The sequence below is a fragment of the Thalassospira sp. MCCC 1A02898 genome (assembly GCF_001618185.1).
In the GTDB taxonomy this organism is placed as follows: domain Bacteria; phylum Pseudomonadota; class Alphaproteobacteria; order Rhodospirillales; family Thalassospiraceae; genus Thalassospira; species Thalassospira tepidiphila.
This window is the reverse complement of sequence record NZ_LPXK01000001.1, coordinates 449,678-467,074: the sequence shown is the minus strand read 5'-3', so window position 1 is coordinate 467,074 and position 17,397 is coordinate 449,678. Positions and strand designations below refer to the sequence as shown.

Here is a 17,397-nt window from a genome sequence, read left to right as displayed (position 1 = left end):
CCACTTGGGATGGACAGTTCGACTGATCCTGGAGATTCAACAATGACTAGCGCAAAAACAAACAGTTACAGGAATGTTGCGCTCGCTTCGATTTTCGGAGCGGTTGTTTTCCTGTATATTGGTCTTTTCGCCGGAATTGATCTTTCTCCAACTCCGGAAGGTTTCGAGACAGAAACCGTCGAAGTCACGGCTGATGAAGCCGTTATCAAAAAGAAGAAAACGGTTTATCGCCGCGGCCCGGAAGTCATCGCACTCAGCCAGTATTTCAAAAGCATTGGCTATCACCTCAATGAGGTGGGCGAAGTTCCGCGCGTCTATATCAAGCGCGTGCCCGAAGGCCTTGGCGAACTGGCATCAGTTGAAGAGCGTAAACAGCTTTTCCTGAAAATCATGCTGCCGCTGGCCATGCGCGTGAACGAAGAAATCACCGCGCGCCGCGAACGTCTGATGGCCATTCAGGCCAAGGGCATTTCCGGCACCCCAGTCAGCCAGGCCGATCAGCAATGGGTCAATCAGCTGATGAAGCGCTATCGCGTGACCGATGGCGGCATCAACGCCCTGCTTGAACGCATTGATGTGATCCCGACCTCCCTGATCCTTGCCCAGTCGGCAGAGGAAAGTGGTTGGGGCACGTCACGCTTTGTGCGCAAAGGCAACGCCCTGTTCGGTCAATGGGCCTGGGGCGACGATGAAGGCATCGTGCCGAAGGATCGCGAAGATGGCAAAACCCACGTCATCAAGGCTTTTGGTAGCCTGATGGACAGTGTGCGCGCCTACGCACGCAACATCAACTCGCACCCGGCCTATCAGGAATTGCGCGAACGTCGCGCAACCCTTCGCGCCGACGGCAAGTTTATCAGTGGCTGGGAACTGGCCGAGACCCTGACCAAATATTCCGAGCGCGGCGAGGAATATGTCGACAGCCTGCATGCAATCATGAGTGTGAACGGGCTGAACGAGCTTGATGGTCTTGATTTTGCGGCAGGCGACGTCCCGCCGCCGCCAAAGGTGCTCGCCGCCCTTGAGGAATAATCCCAAGGGTCAGATGGGATAAGTCAGGCACCAAGCCAGATAAGCAAATAAAAAGGGACCCGCTCGGGTCCCTTTTTATTTGGTTCGGATATCAGAAGACCCGTTATGGCCGTCCGCGATAAATCCAGCCCTTTTCCGATTTCAGCAACCGGATTTCATCCTCGACCACCCGACGGTCGCCCACCTTGTATTCGCCTTCCTTGAGCGTCAGCATCTTGGTTTTCACCAGATCAAGCGCATCGCGCACCGTGCTGCCGACATCATCCATCGTCCCGGCCGCCTTGCCCTTTTCGGTTACGTCATCGGCAAAGTCGGCAACCGTGCGATCAAACACCAGCTCATAGCGCACCATAACAAGGACTTCGTCATCGTCTTCGGAAATGCTGTTGGTTTTGGTCACGTTTTCAACATGGCCGACCTTGGCATAGGGATCATCGCGAAACCGTTCGATCACCGCCGTGGTGATTTCATCGGCTGTCGGTCCGCTGACCTGTTCATCTTCGCAGGCGGCAAGCAGCGGCAAAAACATGATAACGGCGAAAAACCGGGTCAACTGGCCCATAAGCGATTCCTGTTTTCTGGGTTTTGGCTTGAATTGCGGACTATTGCCTCTGTGATGTGGCAAAAATCGGGTCGGATGTCACAGAACACGCCCCAAAACGTCTATATGCGCATCCAGCTGTCAGGTTATCACCCATCCACCCAAAATACCCCGACCGAATTGTTTCCCGGTGTTGGTTCGGCGGATCAGGCGGTCGCGTAACGAAACCCGGCAGATCTGGATATCCGAACAAAAAAGGCGGAGCCTGAAAAATCAGCTCCGCCTTTCTGATCTTTGATTTCGAAACGGCTTAACCGTGCTCTGCCTCGTGGGCGGCAAGGGCAGCAAGGTTCACCAGATCGTTCACGGTTGCCCCCATCTGGGCGATCTGGGCCGGTTTTTCCAGACCGATCATCACCGGGCCAACCACCGTGCCACCACCAAGTTTATCAAGCAGTTTGGAGGCTGTGGTTGCCGCATGCAGTGCTGGCATCACCAGAACGTTGGCCGGACCCGACAGACGGCAGAACGGATAAAGCTTCAGAAGCTCGGTATCGAGTGCCACATCAACCGCCATGTCACCATCGAACTCGAAATCGACATTGCTGCTTTCAAGGATGCCAACGGCTTCGCGGATACGGTCGGTATCCTCGCTATACGGGTTGCCGAAGGTCGAGTGCGAAACCATCGCCACACGCGGCTCATGCCCCATCTGACGGGCCTTGGCGGCCGCCTGAATGGCGATCTCGGCCAGTTCCTCGGCATTGGGCAGATTGTGCACACGGGTATCGGCGATAAACACCGTCCGGCCCTTGGCAATCGCGATTGAAAGCCCCATCGGGATTTCGCCCGGCTTGGCATCGATCACACCGGCAACATCGGCGAAGCTGCGATTGAAGTTCCTGGTAAGACCGGTGATCAAACCATCGGCATGCCCCTGTGCCACCATGACAGAGGCAAAGACGTTACGCTTCTGGTTGACCATGCGCTGGCAATCACGCCACAGGAAGCCCTTGCGCTGCAGGCGCTGATAGAGGAACTCGGCATATTCCGCGTTATGCTTGGACAGGGCCGCGTTGCTGATTTCGACACCATCAAGGCTTTCAATGCCAAGCTTCTTGGCGCTTTCATGGATGCGGTCTTCGCGCCCGATCAGGATCGGCGTCCCGTAGCCCGAATTGCGATACGCTACCGCTGCGCGGATCACGGTTTCTTCCTCGCCCTCGGCAAAGGCGATGCGTTTCGGGTGCGCACGGACGTAATCGGAAATCAGCTGCAAATGGGCGGCCGTCGGATCAAGACGACCGCGCAGCTGATTTTCATATTCTTCCATATCAATGATCGGACGACGCGCCACACCGCTATCCATCGCGGCCTGGGCAACCGCCTTGGGCACGGCGGTAATCAGGCGCGGGTCAAACGGGGCCGGGATGATGTATTCCGGACCATATTGCAAACGACGCCCGGAATAGGCCGCGGCCACTTCATCGGGCACGTCTTCACGGGCAAGCGATGCCACCGCGTGGGCTGCGGCAATCTTCATGTCCTCGTTGATCGTGGATGCCTGAACATCAAGCGCGCCGCGGAAGATATACGGGAAGCCCAGAACGTTGTTGATCTGGTTCGGATAATCCGAACGCCCGGTGGCGCAAATCGCATCATCACGAATAGCAGCAACTTCTTCCGGGGAAATTTCCGGATCCGGGTTGGCCATGGCAAAGATGATCGGCTGTTTGGCCATGCTTTTGACCATGGCTGATGTCACCGCCCCCTTAACCGACAGGCCAAAGAACGCATCAGCGCCCTTCATCGCATCGTCAAGCGACCGTGCATCGGTATCGGCCGCATGGGCCGATTTCCACTGGTTCATGCCGTCTTCACGGCCCTTGTAGATCACCCCGCGCGAGTCACACATGATCACATTGTCATGGGCAACACCCATGCTTTTGACCAGCTCGCAGCATGCAATCGCGGCCGCACCGGCCCCGTTGATGACAAGCTTGATGTCTTCAAGTTTGCGACCCGTCAGGTCACAGGCATTGATAAGCCCCGATGCCGCAATGATCGCCGTGCCATGCTGGTCATCATGGAACACCGGAATGTCCATGACTTCGCGCAGGCGCTGTTCGATGATGAAGCATTCCGGAGCCTTGATGTCTTCAAGGTTGATCCCGCCAAACGATGCGCCCAGGAAGCGCACGCAATTGACGAACTCGTCGACATCTTCGGTCGACACTTCAAGATCGAACCCATCCACATCGGCAAAGCGTTTGAACAGAACCGCCTTGCCTTCCATCACCGGCTTGGAAGCCAGCGCACCAAGGTTGCCAAGGCCAAGCACGGCGGTGCCGTTGGAAATGACCGCAACGATGTTGCCCTTGGAGGTGTAATCATAGGCAGTCGCCGGGTTCTTGGCGATTTCAAGACACGGCACCGCAACACCCGGCGAATAGGCGAGCGAGAGGTCGCGCTGAGTGGTCAGCGGTTTGGATGCGGTGATTTCGATTTTGCCGGGGCGGCCGCTGGAATGAAACAGCAGCGCTTCACGGTCACGAACCTTGATTTCTGTATCTGACATTGTGTTTTTCACTGACGCTTGCGTGGTGAGATGGAAAGCAACCTGTACGGTCTGTTTTGTTCTTAAGTTCTGATTTTCCTGATCGACAAGTTTGCGGCGTGGGACCGTCTTGTCGGACCGCCCAATAAATCAGGCTTCGCGCCCCGGGTCAAAGGCGACGTTAACGGCAACCGCAAAATTACGTAGCGTTTTCCGTATGTTGCGGCGCAACATTGACCTCTGGTCCGGCCCGTTTCATATGCGCAAACGCAATGGCAGACACAACCGCCCCAATGACCCAGCCGCCGTGACCGTCAGTAAGTGCTGGTTTTTCAGAGGCGTAATCACACGCGCGCAACGGGCCCCTGGGTTTGCCGTTTTTATTGCGCCGCGCAAACCGACCCGCCGATTGGCACAAATATGAACTTTCCACGATACGAAAAACGGGGGCCAATGCCCCCGTGTTCCTGTTGCCTTACCGGTAAATTCCATCGTTCTCGGCGGACTCTGTCATGCAGCTGCCCGCCACGCCAAAACGTGCGGATTACTTCGGTGAATGCAGATGGATGTTGGTCGCACCGTTCTGTTCAAGGATGGCACGTGCCTTGGCCTCGGCACCTTCATGGTCCGGGTCGATCCGCACCCACAGAATGACCGATCCGGCATCAACCGCGCGGGCGAAATCCTCGGTATGCGGGGTGGAGGTCACTTCTTCGATAAATTCACGAAGTGCGACTGCGCCAACACCGGCCCCGACCGCAATGGCGGCCGCCGCCGTCGCAGCGCCCCCAAACAAGGCAATCGCGCCGGACGCCACCAGCGGCACTTCATATTTGGTTTCACCGACCAGTGCGGTCAGCACATCGGACCAGGACCGACCATCCTTGCCTGCCACATCGATGGATTCGTGGGAGCTTAAAACCGACAGATCGGTGCGTTCAAACCCGGCATCGCGGAGCGCACGCAGAGCCGCATCGAAACCGTCCTTGGTATCAAACAGTCCGACCAGTTCCGGGGCCTGCGGGATGGTCTGTTCTTCTGCCATTTTGTACGCTCCTTGCTCACTGTTATTCTGTCGCGGAAAACGACAGTTGGTTGTTGGTCACGATCTTTATATATTCGCAGAAATTCAGGCGTTGCAATGGCATAGATCAAGTTTTATCACCCCGCCAGTTTCCTGCTCTCGTCTTTGCCTTCAGGGTTTGCTATCAAGTCATCATGAACCAGATCGCCGATAAATCCGATACCACACCGACCGCACCTTCTTTTTCCAGAGACGGCGCGACGCCGATGATGATGCAGTTCCTTGAAATCAAGGAACAGTATCAGGACTGCCTGTTGTTTTATCGGATGGGCGATTTCTACGAGCTGTTCTTTGACGATGCGGTCAAAGCCGCCGAAGCCCTCGATATTGCCCTGACAAAACGCGGCAAGCATCAAGGTAACGAAATTCCCATGGCCGGTGTTCCCGTCCACAGTCACGAAACCTATCTGCAACGTCTGATCCGCAAGGGCTTCCGGGTGGCCGTCTGTGAACAGATGGAAGACCCGGCCGAGGCCAAAAAACGCGGTGCCAAATCGGTGGTCAAACGCGGTGTTGTCCGCCTGATCACGCCAGGCACGCTCACCGAAGACAGCCTGCTAGATGCACGGCGCCACAATTATCTGGCCGCCGTTTCCGAGGTGCGTGGCAAGATCGGGCTGGCTTGGCTTGATATGTCGACCGGTGATTTCTTTGTGCAGCCTTGCGAGATGGCCGGTCTTGGTGCCGCCCTGGCGCGACTTGATCCGGGTGAAATCCTGTTTTCGGAAAAGATGCTGAACCGTTCCGAAGTGTTCGACATCTATGCCGAATATAAAAACATCATCACCCCGCAGCCGACCGCACGCTTTGATGCTGAAAATGCCCAGCTCAGGCTTAAGAAGCTTTATGAGGTCGAGGCCCTTGATGCCTTTGGCGGTTTTGAGATCGCCGAGCTTTCGGCCGCCGGTGCACTGATTGATTATGTCGAGCTGACCCAAAAGGGCCAGATGCCCCGCCTTGCCCCGCCAACCCGCGTGGCAGAGGGGGCGGCGATGGAAATCGATGCCGCCACCCGTCGGTCGCTGGAGCTGATCCAGACCCAGTCGGGCGAGCGCAAGGGATCGTTGCTGTCCGTCATTGACCGTACCCGTACCGGTGCTGGTGCCCGTTTGCTGGCCGCCCGCCTGTCCGCCCCGCTGACCAATGCCGATGAAGTCAACAAGCGCCTTGATCTGGTGGAATATTTCCATGATCGCGATGGCTTGCGATCAGATCTGCGCGCTGCCCTTGGCGAATGCCCCGATATTGAACGTGCGTTGTCGCGCCTGTCGGTCGGGCGTGGGGGCCCGCGTGATCTGGCGGCGATGCGCGATGGGCTGTCCTGCGCCTTTGCGATTGGCAATCTGCTCAATAAACCCGATGGCGGCAATGATGGCCTGACTGCCCAGCCCGAAGCCCTTTCGGATCATTTGACCATGATGGGCCATCACGGCGATCTGATTGATCTGTTGCGCCGGGCAATCGCCGAAAGCCTGCCGCTTCTGGCCCGCGATGGTGGCTTCATTGCTGGCGGCTATCACCCGCCGCTTGATGAGCTCCGCATGCTTTCAAGTGAAAGCAAAAAGCTGATCGCCAATTTGCAGGCCCGCTATACCGAGCAAACCGGCATTTCCAACCTTAAGGTCAAGCACAACAACGTACTTGGCTATTTCATCGAAGTATCGGCCAAAACCGCCGACAAGATGATGGAGATGGATGAGTTTATCCACCGCCAGACCATGGCCAATGCCGTGCGCTTTACCACCGTCGAGCTGTCCGAGCTTGAAAGCAAGGTCTCCAAGGCAGGTGATCAGGCGCTTGCGCTTGAACTTGAACTGTTTGACGAACTGGTGGCCGCCGTTCTCGCCAAGGCCGATGACATCGCCAAATGCGCAAGTGCCTTGGCTGGCCTTGATGTATCAGCTGCTTTGGCCGAACTCGCCCGCGATCAGGGGTGCATTCGCCCCAACATTGATAACAGCCTTGCCTTTGACATCACCGCTGGCCGCCATCCTGTGGTCGAGGCCGCCTTGCGTGAAAATGGCGACGCGCCGTTTGTTGCCAATGATTGCCGCCTTGAAGATGAACAAAGCCTGTGGCTGATCACCGGTCCGAACATGGCCGGTAAATCGACCTTCCTGCGCCAGAATGCCCTGATTGCCGTGCTGGCCCAGATCGGCGCGTTTGTCCCGGCGGCCAAGGCGCATATCGGGGTGATTGACCGGCTGTTTTCACGTGTTGGTGCGGCCGATGATCTGGCGCGTGGCCGATCCACCTTCATGGTCGAAATGGTGGAAACCGCATCGATCCTTAATCAGGCAACCGACCGGTCGCTGGTGATTTTGGATGAAATCGGCCGCGGCACCGCGACCTTTGATGGCCTGTCGATTGCCTGGGCGGTGGTTGAGAACCTTCATGAAATCAATCAGTGCCGTGGTCTTTTCGCCACCCACTATCACGAACTGACCGCGTTGGCCGCCAAGCTCAAACACCTGTCGTGCCATACCATGCTGATCAAGGAATGGCAGGGCGAGGTCGTCTTCCTTCATGAAGTCGGTGCGGGCAGCGCGGATCGATCCTACGGCATTCACGTCGCCCAGTTGGCCGGCCTGCCAAAGCCCGTGATCAAGCGTGCCGAACAGGTTCTCAAGACCCTTGAAAAGGGCGAACAGGGGGGTGCTGTTTCCAAGCTTGCCGATGACCTGCCGCTGTTTGCGGTTGCCATCGAACAGGCCGCCAAGGAGGAACGCACAAGCGCCCCGGCCCTTTCGGATGCGCAAAAGGCGCTTCTTGATGCGGTTGCCGATCTTGATCCTGACAACATGACCCCGCGCGAAGCCCTTGATGCGCTGTATCGTCTTCAGTCGCTAAAGGGCTGATCACCTGCAAAACAGGCGGCCTATCCCCATATCAGGTGCGTGTCTGCCGATCGGACTTGCGCACGCATTTGATGCGGATAGATGAAATTGGCGCTATGGTGCGGCAACTGTTAAGAAAATTGATATATAAACCCTGTCGCCGACAGACCGCACGCCAGGGCCGAGGAAACCGACCAACGTGACCTACAAGATCAAGAAGCAGCGCGAAATCATCGACCGCAAAAAGGTCTTTGCCGAGCTTGAGGCCATCGCAAACGATCCGGCACTCAAAAGCTTCAAACAGCGCACCGCCGTTCTCAACAAGCTGAAATCAGTACTTGAGGCCGGGCGATCTGTTATCCGCGCACGCTTTGAAGAAAGCAATTCCGGGCAGGACACCGTCTTTTCCAACAGTTTCCTGATGGATCAGATTGTCCGCCTGATCCATGATTTTGCCACCACGTTCGTCTATCCGCTGCACAATCCGACCAATGAGCAACGCATGTCGGTCGTCGCTGTCGGCGGCTATGGCCGCGGTGACATGGCGCCGCATTCCGATGTCGATATCCTGTTTCTGTTTCCCTACAAACAGACCGCACATGGCGAACAGGTTGTTGAATTCATTCTTTATATGCTCTGGGATCTGGGGCTTAAGGTCGGTCATGCGACGCGTTCCGTCGATGATTGCCTGCGCATGGGCAAACAGGACATCACCATTCGCACCAACCTGCTTGAAAGCCGCTTTGTCTGGGGTGATGAGGAAACCTATAAACTGTTTCGCACCCGCTTCATGGAAGAGCTGGTCAAGGGCAGCGGCATCGAGTTCATCGAAAAGAAGCTTGGCGAACGCGATGAACGCCACACCCGCATGGGCGATTCACGCTATGTGGTCGAACCCAACGTCAAGGACGGCAAGGGCGGGCTTCGCGATCTCCATACCCTGTTCTGGATTGGCAAATACCTTTATCGCGTCAATTCCCCGATGGAGCTGGTCGATCTCAAGGTCCTGACGCGCAAGGAAGCACGCGGCTTCTTGAAGGCACAGAACTTCCTGTGGGCGGTGCGGTGCTGGTTGCATTATCTGTCTGACCGCGAAGAAGACCGCCTGACGTTCGATATGCAGCGCGATATTGCCGAACGGCTTGGCTATACCGATCATGCCGGGGCATCGGGCGTCGAACGCTTCATGAAGCACTATTATCTGATGGTGAAGCATGTCGGGAACCTGACCCGCATCTTCTGTGCCGCCCTTGAAGAAAGCCATCAGCGTCGCCCGCTGATCCGTTTTCCTGGCAAGCTGTTTGGCACCAAGGAAATTGACGGGTTTGAGCTGCGCAATGAACGCCTGACGGTCGAAAGCCTTGATGTCTTCAAGAATGACCCGATCAAGATTTTGCGCCTGTTTCTGGTTGCCCATCAAAACCGGGTTGGCATTCATCCCGAAACGCTGCGCTGGATCACGCAAAGCCTGAAATATGTTGATCACAAGCTGCAAAACGATCCGGACGCCAACGAGGTTTTCCTTGAAATCCTCACCCAGCGTGACAGCCCGGATGTGACGCTCCGCAAGATGAACGAGGCCGGTGTTCTTGGCCGTTTCATCCCCGATTTCGGCCGTGTCGTTGCCCAGATGCAGTACGACATGTACCACACCTACACCGTGGACGAGCACACCATCAGGGCGATTGGCGTGCTTAATCAGATCGAGTCTGGCGAACTTGCCGAAGACGCCCCGGTTGCCACCCGCATCATGGGTCAGGTGATTTCACGCCGTGTGCTGTATGTCGCGGTATTGCTCCATGACATTGCCAAGGGCCGTGGTGGCGATCATTCCGAGCTCGGGGCCGAAGTCGCCGAAAAGCTCTGCCCGCGGCTTGGTCTGTCCCCCGCCGATACCGAGGCGGTCGCATGGCTGGTCAAGGCGCATCTGTGGATGAGCCTGACCGCGTTCAAGCGTGACCTCAATGATCCCAGCACCATTCGCGCCTTTGCCGATCTGGTGCAATCGCAGGAACGTTTGCGCCTGTTGCTGTGCCTGACGGTGGCCGATATCCGCGCGGTTGGTCCCAATGTCTGGAACGGCTGGAAGGCCACCCTGCTGCGTGAACTTTACTATGCCACCGATGATATGCTGTCAGGGGGTCTTAATGCCGATAGCCGCGATTCGCGCGTCGAAAATGCGCAAAACGCGCTGCGCGACGCGCTGAAAGACTGGCCGGAACAGGATATCGATGACTTTATCGAACGCGGCTATCCGTCCTATTGGCTGAGTTTTGATACCGACATCCACGTCCATCACGCTCATCTGACCCGCGACGCCCGAAATTCCGGGGCCGAGATCACGGTCGATGTCCGCATCGATACCGAAATTGATGCCACTGAAATCACCGTCCACACCACCGACCATCCCGGCCTGTTTTCCCAGATTGCAGGCGCCATGGCGCTGTGTGGGGCCAACGTGGTTGATGCAAAGATCCTGACCCTTGCCGATGGCATGGCGCTGGATACCTTTTTCGTGCAGGACACCAATGGCGAGGCGTTTAACGACTCCACCAAACTTGATCGCCTGCGCGACACACTGGAAAAGGTCATTTCCGGGCAGATCCGCCCCAGTCAGGAAATCGAACGCCGCCAGACCAAGGACAACAAGCACCGCACTGCGGTGTTCAAGGTCGAACCGAATGTCATTATCGACAACAAGGCCAGCCGCACCCACACGGTGATTGAAATCACCGCCCGCGACCGGCTGGGCCTGCTGTATGACATCACGCGTGCGCTCCGTGATCTTTCGATGCAGATTGCCTCTGCGCGTATTTCCACCTTTGGCGAACGCGCGGTTGACGTTTTTTATGTCAAGGATGTGTTCGGGCTCAAGATCGACAGCCGCACCAAGTTTGTTCAGGTCAAGGAAACCCTGACCCAGGCGATTCGCAACGACTAGATTGTTGTTCTCAGCACCAAAACAAACAAACCGGATCGATCCAATACCCATGCGCTACCCTAGGCAACGCCACGGTATGGATCAGATCCGGATGTACCGGCCGATAGGGCCAGTAAACTGCTCGAATTATATTTCTTTGGAAATTGTGACGGACGAGGAAGGGTAAAACCAAACCCGACAGCGTGACCTGTTATTCACGGTGTCGAAATCCTCGGAGTGCAGCAGGTTGAGGTGGATACCGTATTTCCCCGCCCGTCCAATATGAGGCTCGCGTCCCAACGAACCCTCAGCGAATGTAAATATGCGGGTGTTGCAACTGTTTTTCTGTGACGGCTGTCACAGGGACCCCAAAAAAATCACCTAATTCAATCACTTTCACAAAAATGCGATATACGCCGCGGTTTTAGGCCTCAAAAATTACGACTATTTTCACCTTCCACTGTCAAATTCCTGTGCATCAAACGTGAAAATACCGCAATCGCACGTCATCACCGGCAGAATCGCGCCCTTTGGTGACGCTTAAATACGGAACGCTCTCGAATGTCGCTTGTCCGCTCTATCGCCACGGTGAGTGGCTTTACGCTGTTATCCCGCCTTCTGGGATTTTGCCGCGATATTTTGATTGCCGGGATGCTCGGTGCGGGCGGCATGGCCGATGCGTTCTTTGTCGCATTCAAGTTTCCCAACCTGTTTCGTCGCCTGTTTGGTGAAGGCGCGTTTTCCGCGGCCTTCATCCCGCTTCTGGCAGGTGACATCGAAAAGCGCGGTATGGACGCGGCCCGCGAATTTGCTGCCCGCGCCATGTCGATGCTGATCCTGATCACCGGTTTTCTGGTGGCGGTGATTGAAATCCTGATGCCCTGGGCGATGTATGTGTTTGCGCCGGGTTTTGCCGAAAATCCCGAAAAGTTCGAACTTGCTGTCGAACTGTCGCGCATCACTTTTCCCTATCTTGCCTTCATATCCGCCGTCGCCCTGATGTCGGGTGTGATGAATACGCTTCATCGCTATGCCGCCGCCGCCGCCGCCCCGATCATTCTCAATATTTGCCTGATTGCGGCCTTGCTCGGCTTGGCACCGGTGACCGAAACCCCGGCCCATGCCCTGGCGTGGGGGGTGGCGATTGCCGGTGTGGCACAGTTCCTGATGCTGGTGATTGCGTGTAAGCGGGTCGGTTTTGCCATCAAATGGCAGATGCCGCGTGTTGATGACCGCATCAAGCTTCTGGGCAAACGCATGATCCCCGGCATGATTGGCGCCGGCGTCTATCAGATCAATCTTCTGATCGACACCATGCTGGCCTCCCTCGTCTCTGATGGCGCGGTCTCCTGGCTTTATTATGCCGATCGCGTGCAACAATTGCCTCTGGGTGTGATTGGCATTGCGATTGGCACCGCGCTTTTGCCGACATTGTCGCGCCAATTGCAGGGTGATGATGCCAAAACTGCGATGTATAGCCAGAATCGCGGCATTGAAATTGCGCTTTTGCTCACCCTGCCAGCCGCCATCGCCCTTGGTGTGATGGGCTTGCCGGTGATCAATGTTCTGTTTGAACGCGGTGCCTTTGGGGCGGAAGAAACGCTTATGACCGGCATGGCATTGACCGTGTTTGCCTTTGGCCTGCCGGCCTCGGTTCTGGTCAAGGTTCTCGCACCCGGTTTCTTTGCCCGCGAAGACACCAAAACACCGATCCGTATCGGCATATCCTGCATGGTGCTCAACATCATCCTGATCGTGGTTTTGATGCCATGGTTCGGGCATCTCGGCATTGCGGCGGCAACCTCGGTTTCGGTCTGGGTCAATGCGACCTCGCTTGGTTTTATTTTGCATCGTCGTGGCGATCTGACCTTTGATGCCCGCCTTACTCGGCGCATCCCGCGCATCCTTGTCGCATCCGCGCTGATGGGATCGGCACTGTGGTTTGCGATTGATGCCTTCTGGCAAAATGATGCGCTTTCGATCACGCGGATCACCACCATGGCGGTGATTGTAACCGGTGGCATGGCCGTCTATGCGATTGCGGCCCAACTGCTTGGTGCGACCAGCTTTTCCGAGCTCAAGGCGACGCTCAAACGCGGAAAACCCGCCTGATCGCAATTAATCGACACGTTTCCAGACAAGCAGCTTGACCAAATCGGGCCAGACCCTAAACTCGCGCGCTGTTTGCTTGCATGCTCGTCCGCCGGCGGGTGTCCAAAACCTGGCGGAGTATGCAGGCCCTATTAAACATAAATTGAAATGGACGACGACGTTATGGAACGTGTGTTTTCGGGCGCTCAGCCCACCGGTAACCTTCACCTTGGCAACTATCTTGGCGCGATCCGCAACTGGGTCGAATTGCAGAAGAAATATGAATGCATCTTCTGCGTGGTCGATATGCATGCCATCACGGTCTGGCAAGACCCCAAGGAACTGCGTTCCAACATTCGCGAACTGGCCGCCAGCATGATCGCTTCGGGCATTGATCCGGAAAATCAGGTGCTGTTTAACCAAAGCCAGGTTTCCGCCCATGCCGAACTGGCCTGGATCTTTAACTGTGTCGCGCGCATCGGCTGGATGAACCGTATGACCCAGTTCAAGGAAAAGGCAGGCAAACATCGTGAAAACGCGTCGCTTGGCCTTTACGCCTATCCGAGCCTGATGGCGGCTGACATTCTGGCCTATAAGGCGACCCATGTACCGGTCGGCGAAGACCAGAAGCAGCATCTTGAACTGGCGCGTGATATCGCGTTGAAATTCAACACCGATTACGAGGTCGAAGGCTTCTTCCCGCAGCCCGAACCCCTGATACTCGGTCCTGCGACCCGTGTGATGTCGCTGCGTGACGGTTCGAAAAAGATGTCAAAGTCCGATGCGTCCGATATGTCGCGCATCAACATGACCGACGATGCCGAGACGCTGGCCAAAAAAATCCGCAAGGCAAAAACCGATCCGGAACCGCTGCCAAGCGAGGTCGCCGGCCTTGAAGGCCGCCCGGAAGCCAAGAACCTGATCACCATCTATGCAGCGCTGACCGACAGCACGGTCGATGCGGTTCTGGCAGAACATGGCGGCACCCAGTTCTCTGGCTTCAAACAGGCGCTGACCGACGTGGTTGTCGAAAATCTGGCACCGATCACCGAAGAAATGGCACGGCTCAAGGCGGATCCGGCCTATATCGATTCCGTTCTGGCCAAGGGTGCCGAGCGTGCCAACGCCATCGCCCAGCCGATCCTCAAAGAGGTCAAGGAAATCGTCGGTTTCCTGAACAGCTGATCGCACGATCGCACCAGACCATCTGAACATCAAAAAGCCCGCCGGTTTAAACCAGGCGGGCTTTTTTGTTTTGATTTCGAAACGTGCCTTATCAGATCGCATTTCCGGACGGGGAAGGCTTCTGCTGCATCGCCTGATATTTCTTCAGACCATCCATCATCGTCTGGCTGAACCATGCACCCACCGGCGCATCGCCATTCAGGTTATCAGACGCCTGCTGCAAAAGCGGATGGTCCGCTGGCGCGTCATCAGCCGGTGCACTGGCAGGAAGGGGCGATCCACCCTGATCTGAATTGGCGACATCGTATCCGTCATGGGCATTTGCCGGGCGGTCATCGGCCACCGCATTGCTGCTGGCAACGGCATCAGCCGCCATGGTTTGTGCCTTGTCACGGCCAAGGGCGGCGTTAAAGCGGGCTGCCATTTCGGCTGCCGAAAGCGGCGTGCCATCTGGCGAAGTCGTCTGTATGTCGCTGGCCTTGCGTTCTGCGGTCTCGGCCTTCACGGCATTCAGTTTGGCATATTTGGCTTCATGGGCGGCCATCTCAGCGGAAATGGCCATGCCGTTGGTCTGGCGGCTGACCCGGCCGCTGCTGGCGGCGCGCGCCCAGACGGTATTGGCATCACCGGTGCTGGTGACCGGGCGACGCGCGGTTTCGGTTGCCGTCGAATTGGATGCGACGGTCCGGTTGAAGGCAGATACCGGGTTCGCCGTTCCTGCCGATGCCATGGCAACGGTCAGTTCTGCCGGATCGGTTGAGGGTGTGGCAGATGCCGAAGCAAGTTCTGCCTCAGGCTGTTTTGATGCTGCACTTTGCGCCGCTTGTGCAACTGGCGAGGCATTCTGCGTGTTCTGCGCAACGTGCGCACCTTGTGCACCCTGCGCACCTTGCGCCCACGGCACATTCAAATCAGAGGCCCGAACGCCCGTGCTGCCGGGTGCCGCATTCGATGCCAGCATGGCCTGATCAACCGGGGCCGTTGGTGCGGACTGGACAATGGTGGCCTGTTCGGCCGGGCTGACGGATTGTGATTGCGGGCCGGTCATCCAGGGCAGAACCAGATCGCCCTGATAGGCGCCGTTCTGCGCGACCGTGGTTGCCTGATTGGTGGCCGCGTTCGCATTGCCTGCATCGGCCACCGCCGTGCCATCATCAATGCCGCTGCCCCCAAACCCGTCTTCGATCATCGCCATGAAGTGGGTGCCGGTATCGTCGCCTGTGACCGCATCGACCACGGCATCAATTGCAGCTCCGGCAAGGCCAAACACCCCGCCAAAAAGGCCACCACCCGCGACGCGCGCGCCATTGCCGATCTCATCGCCGGTGAGCGAGCGATAAATCATCCCGACACCGGGAATATGTTGCAAAGGATTGATCACATCGAGGAAATCGGTGAATTCAAAGCCATCCTCGCCAAACATATATTGCGAGAATGTCCGGCCTTCGGATGTGCCAGAAAGCTGGTCGGCAGCATTGGACTGGGCAAACTTGCCGTTTGCCGCCCCATTTGTGCCACCTGCACCGCCCGCGCCACCGGATAGGCTACCGGGCGAAATTTGCCGCCAATTTTCACCAATCGACATGTCTGTCCTCCTCTTGCCATCTGTTCTGCAAAAGGAGTGCCAGTTTTAACGTATGCTAAAGCTTTGAATTATCGTGATTTTCTTGGGAAATAATTTCGCCGGACTTGCCTGTCGGAATCTTCTGCCGGGTAGCATCGGCATCTTCAAGGCCCGCCGCTTATCAGAGCGGCTTAGAACAAATGGCCTGCCCGGTCCTTTTTGGTCTGCAGATAAAACTCGTTATGACCATTGGACGGGAATTTGTGCGGGACACGTTCGGAAACCGTGACACCCCAGCTTTCAAGACCGGTGAGTTTCTCCGGATTGTTGGTCAACAACCGCACGCTTTCAAAGCCCATCTGACGCAGCATTTCGGCCGCCGGGCGATAAACGCGTTCATCGGCGTCAAAGCCAAGTTCCTCGTTGGCATCAAGGGTATCAAACCCCCGATCCTGCAGGGCATAGGCGCGCAGCTTGTTCACAAGCCCGATGCCGCGCCCTTCCTGACGCAGATACAGCACAATGCCACCCTGCCCGCTTTTGGCAATTTCCGAAATCGCACCACGCAGCTGCGGCCCGCAGTCACAGCGCAGTGACCCGATCAGATCCCCAGTAAAGCATTCAGAATGCAGGCGGATCAGGACCGGTTTATCCTTGACCGGTTCATCAATCACAATCGCCAGATGTTCCTGCCCGCCATCTTCCGGGCGAAACGCAATCACAGTCACGTTTTCGGCATCTTCAAGCGGCACACGCGCTTCGCTGACCTGGCGCAGGCTTGCTGCCGAGGCATTTTCATAGCCATTGATGCTTTCAGACTGCAAAACCAGCAGGTTCTGAGCACGGGCAAGGGTTTCAAGCTGATCAGCACTGACCGGGACGGTCACAACGGCGGGCAATAACCGCGCAAGTTTTGCCAAACGAATGGCGGCATTTTCCGCCATGCTGACCGGTCGCCAATCGCCCGCAGGCAACGCATCAAGATCAAGCAACGGATTGGCTATCTCACCCAGACGATTGGCATCAACAGCCGATTGGTCGGCTGAAACAAAGGCGACAAACGGATCATCCTTGGCCGTCTGACCAAGCGATTTGGCCCGCACACGCGGCAGGACGATTGCCGGTGAGGTGTCGCTTCCGGCGATGTCACAAAGACGTTGCAGACCATGTTGTGAGAGCGGCTCGGCGGCAATCACCGCAACGCTGTGGGCTTCGCCATTGTCATGCCCCTGAACCAGGACGATCTCGCCACGGCGCAAATCTGCCACGGCGCGGGAAACCGTTACCAGATCGGTTGCCGGGATCAGATTGCTGTCATTTTGGGCCGTCACGGCGGAGCTTTGGGTCATCGGCATCTTGTCTTTGTGATCACAACATCGCGATCCGGTGGCTATGGGGCTGGATAAAGACCCGGTTTAATTCATATAAGCGCATCAGGCGATGCGAACCTGCTTGGTCGGTGATGCGCAAAATCGCAGGAAGACACGCATCTTTCAAGATTTTACGACACGACTTCGCAGACAAATCGCCCCTACTACCTAATCCGGTTGGGCCGGGAGTTAAAGGACCAAACAGAAAACAGTTTG

At 56.6% G+C, this 17,397-nt stretch carries 10 protein-coding genes; 5 read left to right on the top strand and 5 right to left on the bottom strand.

What is annotated here, in order from left to right; all coding sequences use genetic code 11:
• Positions 1-42 precede the first annotated feature (42 nt).
• On the top strand, positions 43-1,032 hold the full coding sequence (locus AUQ41_RS02130) for a glucosaminidase domain-containing protein (RefSeq protein ID WP_008888724.1): 990 nt from the start codon (positions 43-45) through the stop codon (positions 1,030-1,032).
• Between the two features lie 103 nt (positions 1,033-1,135).
• On the opposite strand, the gene AUQ41_RS02125 is transcribed toward AUQ41_RS02130, so the two are convergent.
• The 3 genes from AUQ41_RS02125 to AUQ41_RS02110 all read right to left on the bottom strand — a co-directional run bounded on the left by AUQ41_RS02125 (position 1,136) and on the right by AUQ41_RS02110 (position 5,175).
• The gene (locus tag AUQ41_RS02125; RefSeq protein ID WP_008888725.1) at positions 1,136-1,594 is read right to left on the bottom strand and encodes a hypothetical protein; all 459 of its coding nucleotides are present in this window, start codon (positions 1,592-1,594) and stop codon (positions 1,136-1,138) included.
• 289 nt (positions 1,595-1,883) lie between these two features.
• Positions 1,884-4,151: an NADP-dependent malic enzyme gene (locus AUQ41_RS02120; RefSeq protein ID WP_008888727.1), complete on the bottom strand. Its 2,268-nt coding sequence runs from the start codon at positions 4,149-4,151 to the stop codon at positions 1,884-1,886.
• 523 nt (positions 4,152-4,674) lie between these two features.
• Complete coding sequence (locus AUQ41_RS02110) at positions 4,675-5,175, bottom strand: hypothetical protein (protein ID WP_063086338.1); 501 nt, start codon at positions 5,173-5,175, stop codon at positions 4,675-4,677.
• Between the two features lie 173 nt (positions 5,176-5,348).
• Here AUQ41_RS02110 and mutS point away from each other — a divergent pair, with 173 nt between their 5' ends.
• From mutS to trpS, 4 genes are all read left to right on the top strand, one after another.
• Positions 5,349-8,072, top strand: coding sequence for a DNA mismatch repair protein MutS (gene mutS, locus AUQ41_RS02105; protein ID WP_063086336.1), 2,724 nt, complete (start codon positions 5,349-5,351; stop codon positions 8,070-8,072).
• A gap of 178 nt (positions 8,073-8,250) precedes the next feature.
• On the top strand, positions 8,251-10,992 hold the full coding sequence (locus tag AUQ41_RS02100) for a [protein-PII] uridylyltransferase (protein ID WP_063086334.1): 2,742 nt from the start codon (positions 8,251-8,253) through the stop codon (positions 10,990-10,992).
• Positions 10,993-11,532: 540 nt separating this feature from the next.
• The gene (murJ, locus tag AUQ41_RS02095) at positions 11,533-13,083 is read left to right on the top strand and encodes a murein biosynthesis integral membrane protein MurJ (protein WP_063086332.1); all 1,551 of its coding nucleotides are present in this window, start codon (positions 11,533-11,535) and stop codon (positions 13,081-13,083) included.
• A 162-nt stretch (positions 13,084-13,245) separates the two neighbouring features.
• On the top strand, positions 13,246-14,247 hold the full coding sequence (gene trpS, locus AUQ41_RS02090; RefSeq protein ID WP_008888734.1) for a tryptophan--tRNA ligase: 1,002 nt from the start codon (positions 13,246-13,248) through the stop codon (positions 14,245-14,247).
• A 91-nt stretch (positions 14,248-14,338) separates the two neighbouring features.
• On the opposite strand, the gene AUQ41_RS02085 is transcribed toward trpS, so the two are convergent.
• Together AUQ41_RS02085 and ribA are read right to left on the bottom strand one after the other, a co-directional pair.
• Positions 14,339-15,832: a hypothetical protein gene (locus tag AUQ41_RS02085; protein WP_063086330.1), complete on the bottom strand. Its 1,494-nt coding sequence runs from the start codon at positions 15,830-15,832 to the stop codon at positions 14,339-14,341.
• A gap of 170 nt (positions 15,833-16,002) precedes the next feature.
• The gene (gene ribA, locus AUQ41_RS02080; protein WP_063086835.1) at positions 16,003-17,160 is read right to left on the bottom strand and encodes a GTP cyclohydrolase II; all 1,158 of its coding nucleotides are present in this window, start codon (positions 17,158-17,160) and stop codon (positions 16,003-16,005) included.
• Positions 17,161-17,397 lie beyond the last annotated feature (237 nt).